The sequence below is a fragment of the Streptomyces sp. NPDC037100 genome, assembly GCF_055606225.1.
Genome location: NZ_JBVJSX010000006.1, coordinates 452,202 through 467,337, shown reverse-complemented (window position 1 = coordinate 467,337; position 15,136 = coordinate 452,202). Strand labels below are relative to the sequence as shown.

The following is a 15,136-nucleotide window of genomic DNA, read 5'->3' as shown; positions in this document are numbered from 1 at the left end:
CCGGCTTGCATGACTATGCAAAGTGATACATACTCTTTCTATGTCCAAGGTCCTCACCTCCCTGCCCGCCGGCGAACGCGTCGGCATCGCCTTCTCGGGCGGTCTCGACACCTCCGTCGCGGTCGCGTGGATGCGCGACAAGGGTGCCGTCCCGTGCACCTACACCGCCGACATCGGCCAGTACGACGAGCCCGACATCGCCTCGGTGCCCGGCCGTGCGAAGACCTACGGTGCCGAGATCGCGCGCCTGGTCGACTGCCGTGCCGCGCTGGTCGAGGAGGGCCTGGCCGCGCTGACCTGCGGCGCGTTCCACATCCGCTCGGGCGGACGGGCGTACTTCAACACCACCCCGCTCGGCCGCGCCGTCACCGGCACGCTCCTGGTCCGGGCGATGCTGGAGGACGACGTCCAGATCTGGGGCGACGGCTCGACCTTCAAGGGCAACGACATCGAGCGGTTCTACCGCTACGGCCTGCTCGCCAACCCGCACCTCAGGATCTACAAGCCCTGGCTGGACGCGGCCTTCGTGACCGAGCTCGGCGGCCGCAAGGAAATGTCCGAGTGGCTGCTGGCCCACGGCCTGCCCTACCGGGACAGCACGGAGAAGGCGTACTCCACGGACGCCAACATCTGGGGCGCCACCCACGAGGCCAAGACGCTGGAGCACCTGGACACCGGCGTCGAGACCGTCGAGCCGATCATGGGCGTCCGGTTCTGGGACCCGTCGGTCGAGATCGCCGCCGAGGACGTGACGATCGGCTTCGCCGAGGGCCGCCCGGTGTCGATCAACGGCAAGGAGTTCGCCTCCCCCGTCGACCTGGTCATGGAGGCCAACGCCGTCGGCGGCCGGCACGGCCTGGGCATGTCGGACCAGATCGAGAACCGGATCATCGAGGCCAAGAGCCGCGGCATCTACGAGGCCCCGGGCATGGCCCTGCTGCACGCCGCCTACGAGCGCCTCGTGAACGCGATCCACAACGAGGACACCCTCGCCCAGTACCACACCGAGGGCCGGCGTCTCGGCCGGCTGATGTACGAGGGCCGTTGGCTGGACCCGCAGGCGCTGATGATCCGCGAGTCGCTGCAGCGCTGGGTCGGCGCCGCCGTCACCGGCGAGGTGACGCTGCGGCTGCGGCGCGGTGAGGACTACTCGATCCTCGACACCACGGGACCGGCGTTCAGCTACCACCCGGACAAGCTGTCGATGGAACGCACCGAGGACTCCGCGTTCGGCCCGGTGGACCGGATCGGCCAGCTCACGATGCGCAACCTCGACATCGCCGATTCCCGCGCCAAGCTGGAGCAGTACGCCGGCATCGGCCTGATCGGCACGGGCAGCCCCACCATCGGCGCCTCCCAGGCCGCCGCGACCGGTCTCATCGGCACCATGCCGGAGCTGCCCCAGGGCGGCGCCCAGGCCATCGCCTCCCGCGGTGAGGTCTCGGAGGAGGACGCGTGGCTGGACCGCGCGGCGATGGAGTCCGGCACGGACTGACCCCGCAGCACCGCCGTGAGGCCGGTCCGACATCACATCGGGCCGGCCTCGACGCGCGCTGTCCGTAGGGCGATCGGGTCTGTTCCGTGCCTACCGGCCCGATGCCGATGGGCCATGGCTGACTCCGCAACACGACAATGTCGCAACGCGGTTGCGTCAGTCGGTGCGTGCCGCGGGTGTTGCCGTGGTGCCTGTGTCCACCGGTCAACGCCGATACGTTGCCGACCGCATCCCCACGCCCCGCGCCCCGCCGGCCGTACCGGCGGGGCACCGCGCTCAGCGCGACGTGCCGGCCATCTCCGGGACCGGTGCGTCCAGGGCGTCGAGGCCGCGCAGGATGTCCTCGACGCGCTGCTTGGCGTCGCCGAAGAGCATCTGGGTGTTCTCGCGGAAGAACAGCGGGTTCTGCACGCCCGCGTAACCGGCGGCCATGGAGCGCTTGAAGACGATCACGTCGGCCGCCTCCCACACGTGCAGGACCGGCATTCCGGCGATGGGGCTGGACGGGTTGTCGGTGGCGGCCGGGTTGACCGTGTCGTTGGCGCCGATGACCAGGACGACCGAGGTGGCGGCGAAGTCGTCGTTGATCTCGTCCATCTCCAGGACGATGTCGTACGGCACGTTGGCCTCGGCGAGCAACACGTTCATGTGCCCGGGCAGCCGGCCGGCCACTGGGTGGATGCCGAACCGCACTTCCACGCCCCGGTCGCGCAGCTTGCGCGCCAGTTCGGCGACGGGGTACTGGGCCTGGGCGACGGCCATGCCGTAGCCCGGGGTGATGATCACCGAGGTGGCGTTGGAGAGGAGTTCCGCGGTCTCCTCGGCGTTGATCTCCCGGTGCTCGCCCTGCTCGCCCTCGTCGGCGGCCGCCGCCGGGGTGCCGAAACCACCGGCGATCACCGAGATGAAGGAGCGGTTCATCGCCTTGCACATGATGTACGACAGGTAGGCACCGGAGGAGCCGACCAGCGCGCCGGTGACGATGAGCAGGTTGTTGGCGAGCAGGAAGCCCGAAGCGGCGGCGGCCCAGCCGGAGTAGCTGTTGAGCATCGAGACGACCACCGGCATGTCACCTCCGCCGATGGAGGCGACCAGGTGCGCGCCGAGGGCGAGCGCGATCACCGTGACCGCGATGAGCAGGCCCATGTTCGGGCGGACGACGAACGCCACCGTCAGCGCGACGAACGCGACGAGCGCGCCGATGTTGAGGATGTGCTTGCCGGGGAGCGTGAGCGGGCGGGAGTTGATGCGCGCCGAGAGCTTCAGGTACGCGACGACGGAACCCGTGAAGGTGACGGCGCCGATGAACACCCCGATGAACACCTCGGCGTGATGGATCGCCAGCAGCGAGCCGGAGAGCTCGGCGTCGACGTCGAGGTAGCCGTTCCAGCCGACGAACGCGGCGGCGAGGCCGACGAGGCTGTGCATGATGGCGATCAGCTCCGGCATGCCGGTCATCTCGACCACCCGGGCCCGCCACAGGCCGATGCCCGCGCCGAGGGCCGTGGCGACGGCGATGAGGACGAGCCCGGTCGCGGTGATGCTGCGGGAGGCGAGCCCGACCGTGGCGGCCAGGGCCACGACCATGCCCGCGATGCCCCAGACGACTCCCGAGCGGGACGTCTTGTGCTGGGAGAGGCCGGCGAGGCTGAGGATGAACAGCAGCGCGGCGACGACGTAGGCGGCCTGGGCGGCCGTATCTGTGGTCATCCCTGATCAGCCCTTCGAGAACATGCCGAGCATGCGGCGGGTGACGGCGAATCCGCCGAAGATGTTGATGCTCGCCAGCAGGATCGCGGCGAACGACAGCACGGTGACGGCGGTGTCGCCCTGCCCGATCTGCAGCAGCGCGCCGACCACGACGATGCCGGAGATGGCGTTGGTCACCGACATCAGCGGGGTGTGCAGCGCGTGGTGCACGTTGCCGATGACGTAGAAGCCGATGACGATCGCCAGGACGAACACCGTGAAGTGGCCGAGGAGTTCACCCGGCGAGAAGGCCGTCATCAGGAACAGCGCGAGCGCTCCGGCACCGACCAGGGCGTACGAGGACCAGGCCGGGCGGGCGGTCTTCGCCGGTGCCTCGGCAGGGGCCGCGTCCGGCTCCTTCGCCCCGCCCGGGGCGGGTGCGGCGGACACCTGGACCGGGGGCGGCGGCCAGGTCTTCTCGCCCTCGCGGACGACGGTCATCGACCGCTGCACCACGTCGTCGAAGTCGAGGACGAGCCGGCCGTCCTTGCCCGGGGTGAGCAGCTTCATCAGGTTGACGATGTTGGTGCCGTACAGCTGGGAGGCCTGAGCGGGGAGCCGGCCGGGCAGGTCGGTGTAGCCGATGATCGTCACGTCGTTGTCGGTGACGACGGCCTTCCCTGCGACCGTGCCCTCGACGTTGCCGCCCTGGGCCGCGGCCATGTCGACGATCACGCTGCCGGGCTTCATGCGCGCGACGTCCTCGGCGGTGATGAGCCGCGGTGCGGGACGCCCCGGGATGAGCGCGGTGGTGATGATGATGTCGACATCGGCGGCCTGCTCGGCGTAGAGCTGCGCGGCGAGCCGGTTGTAGTCCTCGGAGGTGGCCTTGGCGTAGCCGTCGGTGCTCACCTCCTGCTCGGCGGTCACCGACAGGAACTCCCCGCCCAGGGAGCGCACCTGCTCGGCGACCTCGGGCCGGGGGTCGGTGGCGCGGACCACGGCGCCGAGGCTGCGGGCCGCGCCGATCGCCGCGAGCCCGGCCACTCCGGCCCCGGCCACCAGCACCTTGGCGGGCGGCACCTTGCCGGCGGCGGTGACCTGGCCGGTGAAGAAGCGGCCGAAGGCGTGCGCGGCCTCGACCACGGCCCGGTAGCCGGCGATGTTCGCCATCGAGCTGAGGACGTCCAGGGACTGGGCGCGTGAGATGCGCGGTACGGCGTCCATGGCGAGCACGGTGATCGGACGCCGTGCCAACTCCTCGACCAGGTCCGGGTTGTGGGCGGGGCTGACCAGCGCGATCAGCGTCGCCCCGTCGCGCAGCCGGCCGATCTCCTCGGTCGAGGGGGCGTTGACCTTCAGCACGATCTCCGCCTGCCACGGGTCGCCGAGCCGGGCTCCCGCCTCCACGTAGGCCGCGTCGGAGAAGCGGGACGAGGCTCCCGCCTCCGGTTCGACCGTGACGTCGTACCCGAGCGCGACGAGTCTCCCCACGGTGGCCGGCGTGGCCGCCACCCTGGTCTCGCCCGCAGTGGATTCGGCCGGTATGCCGATCCCCTGGGGTTGCGGTTCCGCTGGGACCATCGTCTGCCTCTCCCGTCGTTCGACTGTCTGTCCTGCTTGGTGCCCGCATCCTGCACGTTCGACGCGGCATCCGTGGCGGACCACGGTCACATGGCCGAGGAGGTCGTCCTCACACCGCCGGGGGGTTGCCGGAGAGCACATTTCGCGGTATCCGCGTGACTCCCGGTACCGATGAGTCATGTGATGCGACACGCCACCGCCGGGCGCAAGTCGTGAGCAACACGCGCCCGGTGCGCGGCGAGGCCGCGGCCCCCTCCCGAGCCGCACCGCATCAGACGGTCGCGCCGGCGGCGATGATGTTCGCCGTCGCCATGACCTTCATCGACCAGACCATCGTGTCGATCGCGGCCCCGGACATCGTCCGCGAACTGGGTCCGTTGCCATCGCCCTGGGCATCGGCTACCTGTGCGCGCTGCGCCACCCGGGCGGCAAGGTGAAAGCGAGCGCGAAGGTGGAGGAACCGGCCGGACAGGTCCGCTGACGCCGAGCGTCAGGTGAACAACTCGTCCGTGTGCTGTTGGATCTGCTCGGGCGTCAGGTCCTCGATCGTCTGGGAGATCATCCAGAGGTGTCCGAACGGGTCGGCGAGACGGCCGCCGCGCTGCCCGTAGTGCTGGTCTTCGACGGGGTACACCACCGTCGCCCCGCCCCGCAGCATGGCCTCGGCCACGGCGTCGGCGTCGGGCACGTCGAGGGCCATGATCACCGGGCTGCCGCCGAGGGACGCCGGCGCCGGGTCGGCCTCGTCGGCGTCCTTGACGGCGATGACCGCGCCGCCGAGCCGCAGCAGGGCGTGCACGATCTTCCCGTCGGGGCCGGTGTACCGCTCGATCTCCTCGGCGCCGAGCGCGGCCCGGTAGAAGTCGATCGCGCGGGGGCCGTCGGGGACCACGAGCCGGGCGTAGAGCCGGGTGACGGTCTGCTGTGCGGGTGTGTTCGTCATGCCTTCACGATCGCCGGTGCCGGGGATCGTGGATTGTAGAAAAAGGCCGGTCCGGGGACGTTCACCCGTCCAGCGGCACGTGGTTGCGTTCGAGGGGCGAGCGCGGTGCATACGCGGTCGGGGTGCTCCCGGCCAGCGCGCGGAACTCATGGATCAGGTGCGCCTGGTCGTGGTAGCCGCAGTCGGCGGCGAGCGCCGCCCAGTCCGGTGCCCCCGGCCCGGCGTCGACGCGACCGAGGAGCCGCTGGAAGCGCCGCAGGCGGGCGTACCGTTTGGGTGCGAGTCCCAGCTGGTCGGTGCAGCGGTGGCCCAGTCGCCGTCGCGGATCGGCTGGGAGGCCGGTGAGCCGGCTCTGTCGCTCATCGACGACCCGGGCGCGGGACCGTGAGCGGCACGTCGTGCTGCCGACCCATGTCATCCCCCGGGCCACCACCGCCCCGCCTCCCGCCCCACGGGCCGAGCCCCAACTGCCGCCGGTCTGAGGGAAATCAGGGCGGCTCGACGAGGGCCCTGCTTAGACTCGGCCCCGACACCAGGGGACTGTCGCACGAGGGGGCTGCCGTATGACCACCGGGGCGAACACCGTCGGAGACGTCTTCAGCGCGGGAGCGGAGGAGTTCCACCTCTGGTCCGGGGCACTGTGGGACCCGGTCGGTGCGGCCACGGCGGCCGTGGCCGCACCGGCCGAAGGAGAGTCGGTGCTGGACGCCTGCTGCGGGGCAGGAGCCTCCGCGCTGCCGGCCGCGCGGGCCGTGGGACCGGCGGGGCGGGTGGACGCGGTGGATCTCGCGACCGGGCTGCTGTCGATCGGCGAGCGCAGGGCGCGGGAGGAGGGCCTGGGCAACCTCCGCTTCCACCGCCACGACGTCACCTCGTGGCCTGTGACCGGCGACGGCTACGACCTCGTGCAGTGCGCCCTCGGCGTGTTCTTCTTCCCGGACATGGACCGGGACGCCGCGGCACTCACCCGGAAGGTGCGCCCCGGTGGCCGGTTCGTCGTGACGGTCTGGGAGAAGGGCGCGCTCGACGGCTGGCAGTCGGCCCTGAGGGAGTCCGTCCTGACGGAACGCGACCTCCCCCGCCGGCCGCAGCGGGACCAACTCGCCCGCATCGACACCGCGGACACCCTCGCGGCCTGGCTCCAGGACCTCGGCGGCAGCGTGCCCCGGGTCGTGCGGCGGCAGTTCGACACTCCGCTGTCCCCGGACACGGCCTGGACCCTCGCCACCGGCAGCGGCACACGCGGGATGCTCACCGGGCTCTCACCGGCCGCCGTCGAGCGGGTACGCGCCGAGTTCACCGCCCGGATCACCGCGGCCCGGGTCACCGACCTCGACGTGCGCATCCTCACCGGAACGGCCCGCTTCACCGGCTGACCCGGCCGCCCCGGGATCGAGCCGCTCACCGTCCTCCTATTGGACGATCACCGGCACTCCGGTGATGCTGTCGCGGCCCACCTACTCCTGGGAGAGCGTCGGCTACAAGGTCAACGAGGGCCCGGCCGTCGTCCAGCGGAGCGGCAAGGTGTTCATGACGTACTCCGCGAGCGCCACCGACGCCAACTACTGCCTGGGCATGCTCACCGCCTTCGCCGGCGCGAACCTGCTCAGCCAGGCGTCCTGGAGCAAGAGCCCCACGCCCGTGTTCGTCAGCAGCGCCGCGACCAGCCAGTACGGCCCGGGCCACAACTCCTTCACGGTCTCCGAGGACGGAAAGAGCGACATCCTCGTCTACCACGACCGCGGCTACAAGGACATCAGCGGCGACCCCCTCGACGATCCCAACCGCCGCACCCGCGTGCAGAAGGTCCACTGGAACGCCGACGGCACCCCGAACCTCGGCATCCCCGTGGCCGACGGGGTCACTCCGCAGCGCTTCTCCTCGTACAACTTCCCGGACCGGTTCGTCCGGCACTACGACTACCGGGCCCGGATCGAGGCGAACGTCACCAAGCTCGCCGACTCGCAGTTCCGCGTGGTGCCGGGCCTCGCCGGCAGCGGCACGGTCTCGCTGGAGTCGGCCAACCTCCCCGGCTACTACCTGCGGCACGAGAACTTCGAGGTGTGGCTGCGGAAGAACGACGGCAGCGCGCAGTTCGCTTCCGACGCGACCTTCCGGCAGCGTGCCGGGCTCGCGGACCCGGCGGGCGTGTCGTACGAGTCGTACAACTACCCGGGGCGATACGTCCGCCACTGGGAGTACCTGCTGAACGTGCAGGCGGTGAGTACGGCCACCGACCGGGCGGACGCCACCTTCTACGCCCAGTGACGGCCGGGTAAATGCGCGTAATGTCCTGAATGTCTTGCCCGAGGGCGGGCACTCAGGGCATGTGCACACACAACAGGGCAAGCGACCGCGCAGGGTGCTGCTGACCGGGTGGTTCAGCTTCCGGGACCGGGAGGCGACCGCCGGTGACGTGCTGGCCCTGCGCCGGGTGGAGGACGTGCTGCGAGGGACCGGCATCCCCTACGACGTCGCCTGGAGCCCCCGCTTCCGTCCGGAGGCTTTGCATCTGGACCGGCTGTGGCCCGAGGACTACACCCATCTCGTGTTCGTGTGCGGCCCGCTGCACGGGCCCCAGGTGGAGGAGCTGCACCGGCGGTTCGCGCACTGCGTGCGGATCGCCGTCGGCACCTCGGTGATCGACCCCGGCAGCCCGGCCGTGACCGGCTTCCACCGGGTGCTGCCGCGGGACGGTCCGGACAGCGAGCCGGTGGAGGACCTGGCGGCCCGCGCCCCGGACGTGCCCGCGCGGCCCGTGGTCGGGGTGATCCTCGCGCACGGGCAGCACGAGTACGGGCGGTTGCGGCGGCACGGGCAGGTCGCCGAGGAGGTGACGCGCTGGCTGGCCGCGAAGGACTGCGGCAGGCTGGAGCTGGAGACCCGGCTGGACGCGCACGACTGGCATCTGAGCGCGACGCCCGCGCAACTGCAGTCCGTGCTGGCCCGGCTGGACCTGGTCGTCACCGACCGGCTGCACGGGCTGGTGATCGCGCTGCGGGTGGGCACGCCGGTGCTGGCCGTCGACCCCGTCGCGGGCGGCGCCAAGCTGACCGCACAGGCCCGTGCCTGCGGCTGGCCCGCACTGGTGCCCGCCGAGCGGCTGGACGTGCGGCAGTTGGACCGCTGGTGGGACTGGTGCCTGACCGGCGGCCGGGTGACCGCGCGGCAGATCCGCGACGGGTTCCGCGAGGGCACCGTCCCCGACAGCGCTGACCGGCTCGTCGAGGCCCTGGCGCGCCCGGTGCCCGGTTAGCTCAGCGGCCCCACGGGGCATCCGCTTGTACGTCCCCCGCGTACGTCCCCGCCGCACGTCCCCCCGGGAGGAGAGACGGTCCGGCCGCCCGGAAGGAGAGAGCGTGTCCATCGGCCGACTTCCCGAGAATGAGCAGCGCATCCTCGACGAGATGGAACGGGCCCTGCGCCGCGACCGTCGCCTCGACCGCAAGCTGCGTACCCATCGAGTGAGCCGCCGCCCCGACCTCGCCCGCGTGCTGGCCCGTCTGGCCTCCTACCGCCCTCGCGTCTGGACCGTGGCGCTCCTGCTCGCGGTGTCGACGGGGCTGATGGTGGCCGGGATCGTCACGTCCGATCCGGGTGTGATCTGGGCGTTCGCCGCGATATGGCCCCTGACGATGTTCGCCGGGTTCCGGCTGATGTGCCGGTGGTGCGGGAGCTGAGCGCACCCCTCTCCGCTACGTCCGCTGCGCGCCGGGCAGTTCACCGACGGCGCGCAGGACGTCGTCGGCCGTGATGCGCAGCAGCGCCGGGTCGGGGCGGCGGCCGTGCGGATCGCCCTCCGGGCCGTACCACAGGGCACGGTGGCGCGGGTCGGGCGGCGGGCCCCAGCGGCTCGGCGCGACCGGGCCGAACAGGGTGACGGAGCGCGTGCCGTGGGCGACCGCGAGGTGGGCGATGCCGGTGTCGCCGCTGATCACGGCGTAGGCACCGGCGACCAGCGCGGACAGCCGTTCGAACGGGAGGCCGCCGCCGAACACATCGGTGTCCGGAAGGCCGGCCTCCTTGGCGAGCCGGGCCACCAGGTCGCTCTCGGCCGCACCGCCCGTCACCACGATCCGCAGGCCCCGGGCGCGCAGTTCGGCCGCGACGGCCGCGTACCGCTCGACGGGCCAGCAGCGCGCGGGCGACCCGGCGCCGGGATGCAGAACGACCGCGCCCGGCGCCGGGGACGCGGCCCGCGGGCGAGGCAGCAGCAGGTCGTCCGGGTCGGCTTCGATGCCGTAGGCCCTCAGCAGGCGGCACCAGCGATCCCGTTCGTGCTCCTCCGCGTACCAGGGCGGGCCGTCGATCCCGGGCAGGTCCGGGTGGGCGAAGGCGAGCAGCTTCCGCGGGCGCAGGCCCAGGAGCAGCAGGTGACTGGGCGTGCCGTTGCCGTGCAGGTCGACGGCGACGTCCGGGGGCGGACCGGTCCAGTCGAGGGTGTGCGGGACGGCCCGGCCGGGGGCACTCGCGGGCAGCAGCCGGTCCACGGCCCCCGTGGCGGCCGCGACCGGCGCGAGCTCGGCGGGCGCCGCCAGCACGAGTTCGTGCCCCGGGTGGGCCCGCCGCAGCGCGCGTAGCGCGGGGACGCCGGCGAGCAGGTCCCCGAGCCCGAGGGCGCGCAGGACGAGGAGTCGGGGGCGTACGGGCTGCGCTGTCCGGTCCGGGGTCATGCCAGCAGCCTGCCGCGCGCAGCCCGGACCCGCCGCCGCAGGCACGCCCATCGGGGTGCCGCACGGCACCTCAGTGGCCGACCGGGTGAGAGCGACGGCTCTGCGTGACCAGCCGCCGCAGGCGCTCGCCGGGCGTGGCCCGACCGTCACAGACACCCGCCCGAGCGCGGCCCCTGACACCCCGGACACTCCCCGCACACGCCCCGACCGCCACCGATCCCGGCCCCCGCGCCGCCCCTGACACCCCGGACACTCCCCGCACACGCCCCGACCGCCACCGACCCCGGCCCCCGCGCCGCCCCTGACACCCCGGACACTCCCCGCACACGCCCCGACCGCCACCGACCCCGGCCCCCGCACATGCCCCGACCGCCACAGACACCTGCCCCGGCGCAGCCCCTGACACCCCGGACACTCGCCGGGCGTGGGGCGGCTGTCGTAGGTGCCCGTCATGTTCGGGCCTCGGGTCAACGGTGTGGGCTCCGCCGTCACCGGTGCCCGCCGGTACGGGCCTCGAGTTCACGGTGTGGCGTCCGCCGTCACCGGTGCCCGCCCGGTCACGGGCCGGTCGTGAATGCCTGCTGGATGGGGCGTTCGTCGGCGAGGACGCGGCCCTTCGGCGGTCCGTCCAGGACCGCACGGGCGGCGGTGAGCAGGTCCGGGGCGACGTGGTCGGCCCGGGCGGTCTCCTCGGGGCGGGTGTGCCCGTTCGGGACGAGGATGCCGTGGGCGCCCGCCCGGCGCGCGGCCTCGGCGTCCGCGGCGGTGGAACCGATGACGACGAGCTCGGCGGGCCCGGTGCAGATCCGTCCGCCCGCCCACAGCAGCATGCCGGGCTGTGGCCTGCGGCAGTGGCAACCGTCGTCGGGGCCGTGCGGGCAGACGGCGAACACGTCGAAGGGACCGAGGAGTTCGTCGACGCGGTGGTGGACGCGGCGGACGTCGGCGTCGGTGAGCAGCCCGCCCGCGACACCCGGCTGGTCGGTGACGACTCCGGTGCGGATGCCGCGCTCCCGCAGCAGCGCGAGCGCCTCGCGAGCGCCCTCGACGGGGCGCACGCGGTCGGGGTCGGCGTTGTTCGGGACGTCCTCGACGAGCGTGCCGTCGCGGTCGAACAGCACGGCCTTCACCGGGCTCACGGGGTGGCCTCCTCCTGCCAGGCGGGGGTGTGACGGTGGCGCCAGGCACCTGTCAGCCGGTGCCAGGTCGCGGTGGGCGGGATGAGCACACTGGTCGCCAGCATCGTCGTGACCTCGTGACGGGTACGCGGGCCGGGGACGATACGGGCGCGGGCGAACTCCGCCGTGCCGGCCGCCCAGCCGAGCGCGCAGGCCGTGGCGGCCCGGCCGTGCCCGGTGGCGGCGAGGGCGCAGGCGGCGAGGCCGGCGGTCGTGATGGCCGCGTGGGTGCGGATCCGGCCGCGCGGTGCGACGGCCTTGTCCCACCAGTCGGGGCCGTGCAGATGCCGCATGAGGGCGTCGTCGGCGTTGCCACGCTGCTGGCGTACGGACGCCCAGCGGGAGGCGGAGTGCACGGGGTGGCGGGCGGTGCGGCGGCCCTGCCGGATGCGCCGGCCCGAGTCGAGGACCCGCAGCGCGAGATCGGCGTCCTCGCGGAAGGCGCGCTTGAAGCGCTCGTCGAAGCCGCCGACCTGTTCGAGGACCTCCGTGCGGTAGGCCATGTCGGCGGTGACCCAGTGGGCCCGGACGAGTCCCGCGGTGCCGCGTTCCCAGTCGGTGGGGCGGCGTTCGCCGGGCAGCGGCACGGCGAGGACGCCCTGGACGCCCGCGGTGTCGGGGGACGCCCCGGCGAGGTCCTCGGCCAGCTGGTCGCACCAGTGGGCCCCCACCTGGACGTCGTCGTCGAGGAACACGGTCCACGGCGTACTCACCGCGCGCAGCCCGGTGTTGCGGGCGGCGGCGGGCCCACGACCGCCGCCGGCCAGGACGGTGGTCCGCTCCCGCAGGTCGCCGAGGACGCTCAACGGGTGTTGCAGCGACCCGGGTTCGGGGTCGGTCCGGTCGTCGACCAGGACGATCTCCTCGGGGCGCGGTCCTCTCGCGGCGGCGAGCGCGGCGAGACAGTCGGCGAGGGTGTCCGGAACGAGGGTGGGGATCACGACGGCGTACGAGGTCATACGGGCGGCCCTCCCTCCGACGGCGTGCGCGGACTGCCGTGCTGGCGAGTGCCGCGGTCCGGCTCCCTCAAACACCGGGTCGGGCCCTCAGGGGACGCCTCGGCGACTATAAACCGCGCGTATACACGCGATGTATAGTCCCGGCATGCCTTCTCTGACCAAGAAGATGAAGAAAACGGGGACCGCGTTCCGAACCGCCGGAACGCTCGCCACGACCGCCGCCCTCACCCTCGCCCTGAGCGGCTGCACCGGGACCGACACCACGGCTCCCAGCACCGTCCGGGCCCGCCCGGTCACGGACGTGCAGCCGGCCCGCTTCGGCACCGTGGACTGCCGCGAGGTCAAGTGCATCGCACTCACCTTCGACGCCGGGCCGAGCGAGCACTCCGCGCGGCTGCTGGACATCCTGAAGGAGAAGCAGGTCCCGGCGACCTTCTTCCTCCTCGGGAAACGGCACATCGAGGAGTACCCGGAGCTGGTACGGCGCATGGCCGACGAGGGCCACGAGGTGGCCAGCCACACCTGGGACCACAAGATACTCACCCGGCTCAGACCCGAGGAGATACGCGAGGAACTGGAACGCCCCAACCAGGAGATAGAGCGCCTCACCGGCCGGCGCCCCACCCTGATGCGCCCGCCGCAGGGCCGCACCGACGACACCGTGCACGCCATCTGCCGCGAACTGGGCCTGGCCGAGGTCCTGTGGAGCGTGACCGCCAAGGACTACCGGACGACCGACTCCGACCTGATCACCCGCCGCGTCCTCGCCCAGTCCTCCCGGGACGGGATCATCCTCCTCCACGACCTCTACGACGGCACGGTGCCGGCGGTACCGGGGATCATCGACGCCTTGAAGGAACGCGGCTACGTCTTCGTGACGGTGCCCCAGCTGCTGGCACCCGGGAAGGCGGAGCCGGGCGAGGTGTACCGGTAACGCCCCGCGGGTTCCCTACGATCGTGCCGTGGCGAACTTCCTGCTCGAACGCACGGCCCCGCTCCCCCTCGACGAGGCGTGGCGGCGGATCACACGGTGGCAGCGGCACGGTGACGCGGTGCCGCTGACGGTGGTCAGGGTCGTACCGCACGAGCCGACACGCGAGGGCACGCTCGTCGTCGCCCGCTCGGGCCTGGGGCCGCTGGTCTTCGACGATCCGATGGAGGTCACCGTGTGGCAGCCGCCCGAGGGCGGGGCAGCGGGGATGTGCCGGCTGGAGAAGCGGGGCCGGGTGGTGCTGGGGTGGGCCGAACTCGAGGTGCGGCCCGGGCCGGGGGGCCGTACGCGGGTGATCTGGCGGGAGGAGATCCGGGTCCGGTTCCTGCCGTCGCTCTTCGACGGCGTGGTGCGGCGCTCCTCCCGGTACGTGTTCGGGCGGGCCCTGAACCGTCTGCTCCGACAGCCCTGACGCACCGGCCTGAGGCCCGGCCTCCCCGGCCGGGCCTCAGGCCACCGACCCGATCCGCCCGATTGTGCCCGGGTCCGGCTCGTGGTGGATCGGCGTGTGCGCCCCGGTCAGGGAGACCCCGCTGCCGCCACGCCGTACGGCGACGATCTCCGACGCGATCGACAGAGCCGTCTCCTCGGGCGTACGGGCCCCGAGGTCCAGGCCGATCGGCGAGTGCAGCCGGCTCAACTCCATGTCGGTGACGCCGACTTCACGCAGCCGGGCGTTGCGGTCCAGGTGGGTTCGCCGGGATCCCATGGCGCCGACGTACGCCACCGGCAGGCGCAGTGCCAGCTTCAGCAGGGGCACGTCGAACTTGGCGTCGTGGGTCAGCACGCACAGGACCGTGCGGGCGTCGACGTCGGTGCGCTCCAGGTAGCGGTGGGGCCACTCGACGACGATCTCGTCGGCCTCCGGGAAGCGCGCCCGGGTGGCGAAGACGGGGCGCGCGTCGCAGAGGGTGACGTGGTAGCCGAGGAACTTGCCCATCCGGACCAGCGCGGAGGCGAAGTCGATGGCGCCGAACACGATCATGCGGGGTGCGGGGACCGAGGACTCGACCAGGACCGTGAGCGGTGCTCCACAGCGTGAGCCCCGCTCGCCGATCTCCAGGGTGCCGGTGCGGCCGGCGTCCAGGAAGGCACCGGCTTCGGCGGCGACCGTGCGGTCCAGTTCCGGATGGCCGCCGAAGCCGCCCTCGTGGGAACCGTCGGGGCGGACCACCAGGGCCCGGCCCGTCAGTTCGCGCGGGCCCGACACGATCCGCGCCACCGCCGCCGTCTCCCCTCGGGCGGCGGCGGTGAGCGCGGCCCCGACCACCGGGCGGACCGGATCGGCGGCCCGTACCGGGGTGACCAGGATGTCGATGACGCCGCCGCAGGTCAGGCCTACGGCGAAGGCGTCGTCGTCGCTGTACCCGAAGCGCTCCAGGACGGTTTCGCCGTCCCGCAGCGCCTGTTGGCACAGCTCGTAGACCGCGCCCTCCACGCAGCCCCCGGAGACCGAGCCGATCGCCGTGCCCTCGGTGTCCACCGCGAGCGCGGCCCCGGGCTGCCGGGGCGCGCTGCCGCCGACGGCCACCACGGTGGCCACGGCGAAGTCACGGCCCTGCTCGACCCACCGGTTCAACTCCTCGGCGATGTCCAGCATCTGTCTCGGTCTCCTTGAGGTTGC

General features: G+C 72.7%; 15 protein-coding genes and 1 pseudogene. 8 read left to right on the top strand and 8 right to left on the bottom strand.

The features are described 5' to 3' along the window. Positions 1–40: 40 nt before the first annotated feature. The gene (argG, locus tag ACZ7EG_RS22365) at positions 41–1,495 is read left to right on the top strand and encodes an argininosuccinate synthase (RefSeq protein WP_471081486.1); all 1,455 of its coding nucleotides are present in this window, start codon (positions 41–43) and stop codon (positions 1,493–1,495) included. Positions 1,496–1,771: 276 nt separating this feature from the next. Here the strand turns inward: argG and pntB are convergent, their stop codons facing one another. Further along, a complete protein-coding gene (gene pntB, locus ACZ7EG_RS22360) occupies positions 1,772–3,205 on the bottom strand; it encodes a Re/Si-specific NAD(P)(+) transhydrogenase subunit beta (protein ID WP_471081483.1) in 1,434 nt (477 codons plus the stop codon). Positions 3,206–3,211: 6 nt separating this feature from the next. Further along, entirely contained in the window at positions 3,212–4,768 is a 1,557-nt protein-coding gene (locus ACZ7EG_RS22355) for a Re/Si-specific NAD(P)(+) transhydrogenase subunit alpha (RefSeq protein ID WP_471081480.1), read from the bottom strand. A 212-nt stretch (positions 4,769–4,980) separates the two neighbouring features. On the opposite strand from ACZ7EG_RS22355, the gene ACZ7EG_RS22350 reads away from it, so the two are divergent. Continuing rightward, entirely contained in the window at positions 4,981–5,205 is a 225-nt protein-coding gene (locus tag ACZ7EG_RS22350; RefSeq protein WP_471081916.1) for a hypothetical protein, read from the top strand. A gap of 53 nt (positions 5,206–5,258) precedes the next feature. Here the strand turns inward: ACZ7EG_RS22350 and ACZ7EG_RS22345 are convergent, their stop codons facing one another. Together ACZ7EG_RS22345 and ACZ7EG_RS22340 are read right to left on the bottom strand one after the other, a co-directional pair. Further along, positions 5,259–5,711, bottom strand: coding sequence for a VOC family protein (locus tag ACZ7EG_RS22345; protein WP_471081478.1), 453 nt, complete (start codon positions 5,709–5,711; stop codon positions 5,259–5,261). Between the two features lie 61 nt (positions 5,712–5,772). Beyond that, positions 5,773–6,129, bottom strand: coding sequence for a helix-turn-helix domain-containing protein (locus tag ACZ7EG_RS22340; RefSeq protein ID WP_471081475.1), 357 nt, complete (start codon positions 6,127–6,129; stop codon positions 5,773–5,775). Positions 6,130–6,274: 145 nt separating this feature from the next. Here ACZ7EG_RS22340 and ACZ7EG_RS22335 point away from each other — a divergent pair, with 145 nt between their 5' ends. The 4 genes and pseudogenes from ACZ7EG_RS22335 (at position 6,275) to ACZ7EG_RS22320 (ending at position 9,391) form a co-directional block, all read left to right on the top strand. Then, a complete protein-coding gene (locus tag ACZ7EG_RS22335) occupies positions 6,275–7,087 on the top strand; it encodes a class I SAM-dependent methyltransferase (RefSeq protein ID WP_471081472.1) in 813 nt (270 codons plus the stop codon). A gap of 31 nt (positions 7,088–7,118) precedes the next feature. After that, a pseudogene (locus ACZ7EG_RS22330) lies at positions 7,119–7,979 on the top strand (AbfB domain-containing protein); the annotation flags it as partial. A 61-nt stretch (positions 7,980–8,040) separates the two neighbouring features. Then, on the top strand, positions 8,041–8,967 hold the full coding sequence (locus ACZ7EG_RS22325) for a polysaccharide pyruvyl transferase family protein (protein WP_471081469.1): 927 nt from the start codon (positions 8,041–8,043) through the stop codon (positions 8,965–8,967). 103 nt (positions 8,968–9,070) lie between these two features. Then, a complete protein-coding gene (locus ACZ7EG_RS22320; protein ID WP_471081466.1) occupies positions 9,071–9,391 on the top strand; it encodes a DUF3040 domain-containing protein in 321 nt (106 codons plus the stop codon). Between the two features lie 15 nt (positions 9,392–9,406). On the opposite strand, the gene ACZ7EG_RS22315 is transcribed toward ACZ7EG_RS22320, so the two are convergent. The 3 genes from ACZ7EG_RS22315 to ACZ7EG_RS22305 form a co-directional block, all read right to left on the bottom strand. Next, complete coding sequence (locus ACZ7EG_RS22315; RefSeq protein ID WP_471081463.1) at positions 9,407–10,384, bottom strand: glycosyltransferase family 9 protein; 978 nt, start codon at positions 10,382–10,384, stop codon at positions 9,407–9,409. Positions 10,385–10,941: 557 nt separating this feature from the next. Then, positions 10,942–11,523, bottom strand: a complete 582-nt coding sequence (locus ACZ7EG_RS22310) for a D-glycero-alpha-D-manno-heptose-1,7-bisphosphate 7-phosphatase (RefSeq protein WP_471081460.1) — start codon at positions 11,521–11,523, stop codon at positions 10,942–10,944. Next, entirely contained in the window at positions 11,520–12,521 is a 1,002-nt protein-coding gene (locus ACZ7EG_RS22305; protein ID WP_471081458.1) for a glycosyltransferase family 2 protein, read from the bottom strand. Before ACZ7EG_RS22305 ends, ACZ7EG_RS22310 begins: the two co-directional genes overlap by 4 nt. A 166-nt stretch (positions 12,522–12,687) precedes the next feature. On the opposite strand from ACZ7EG_RS22305, the gene ACZ7EG_RS22300 reads away from it, so the two are divergent. Both ACZ7EG_RS22300 and ACZ7EG_RS22295 read left to right on the top strand, forming a co-directional pair. Then, a complete protein-coding gene (locus ACZ7EG_RS22300) occupies positions 12,688–13,455 on the top strand; it encodes a polysaccharide deacetylase family protein (protein WP_471081886.1) in 768 nt (255 codons plus the stop codon). Positions 13,456–13,483: 28 nt separating this feature from the next. Further along, entirely contained in the window at positions 13,484–13,924 is a 441-nt protein-coding gene (locus tag ACZ7EG_RS22295) for an SRPBCC family protein (RefSeq protein WP_471081455.1), read from the top strand. A gap of 36 nt (positions 13,925–13,960) precedes the next feature. Here ACZ7EG_RS22295 and ACZ7EG_RS22290 read toward each other — a convergent pair whose 3' ends face one another. Next, complete coding sequence (locus ACZ7EG_RS22290; RefSeq protein WP_471081452.1) at positions 13,961–15,112, bottom strand: XdhC family protein; 1,152 nt, start codon at positions 15,110–15,112, stop codon at positions 13,961–13,963. Positions 15,113–15,136 lie beyond the last annotated feature (24 nt).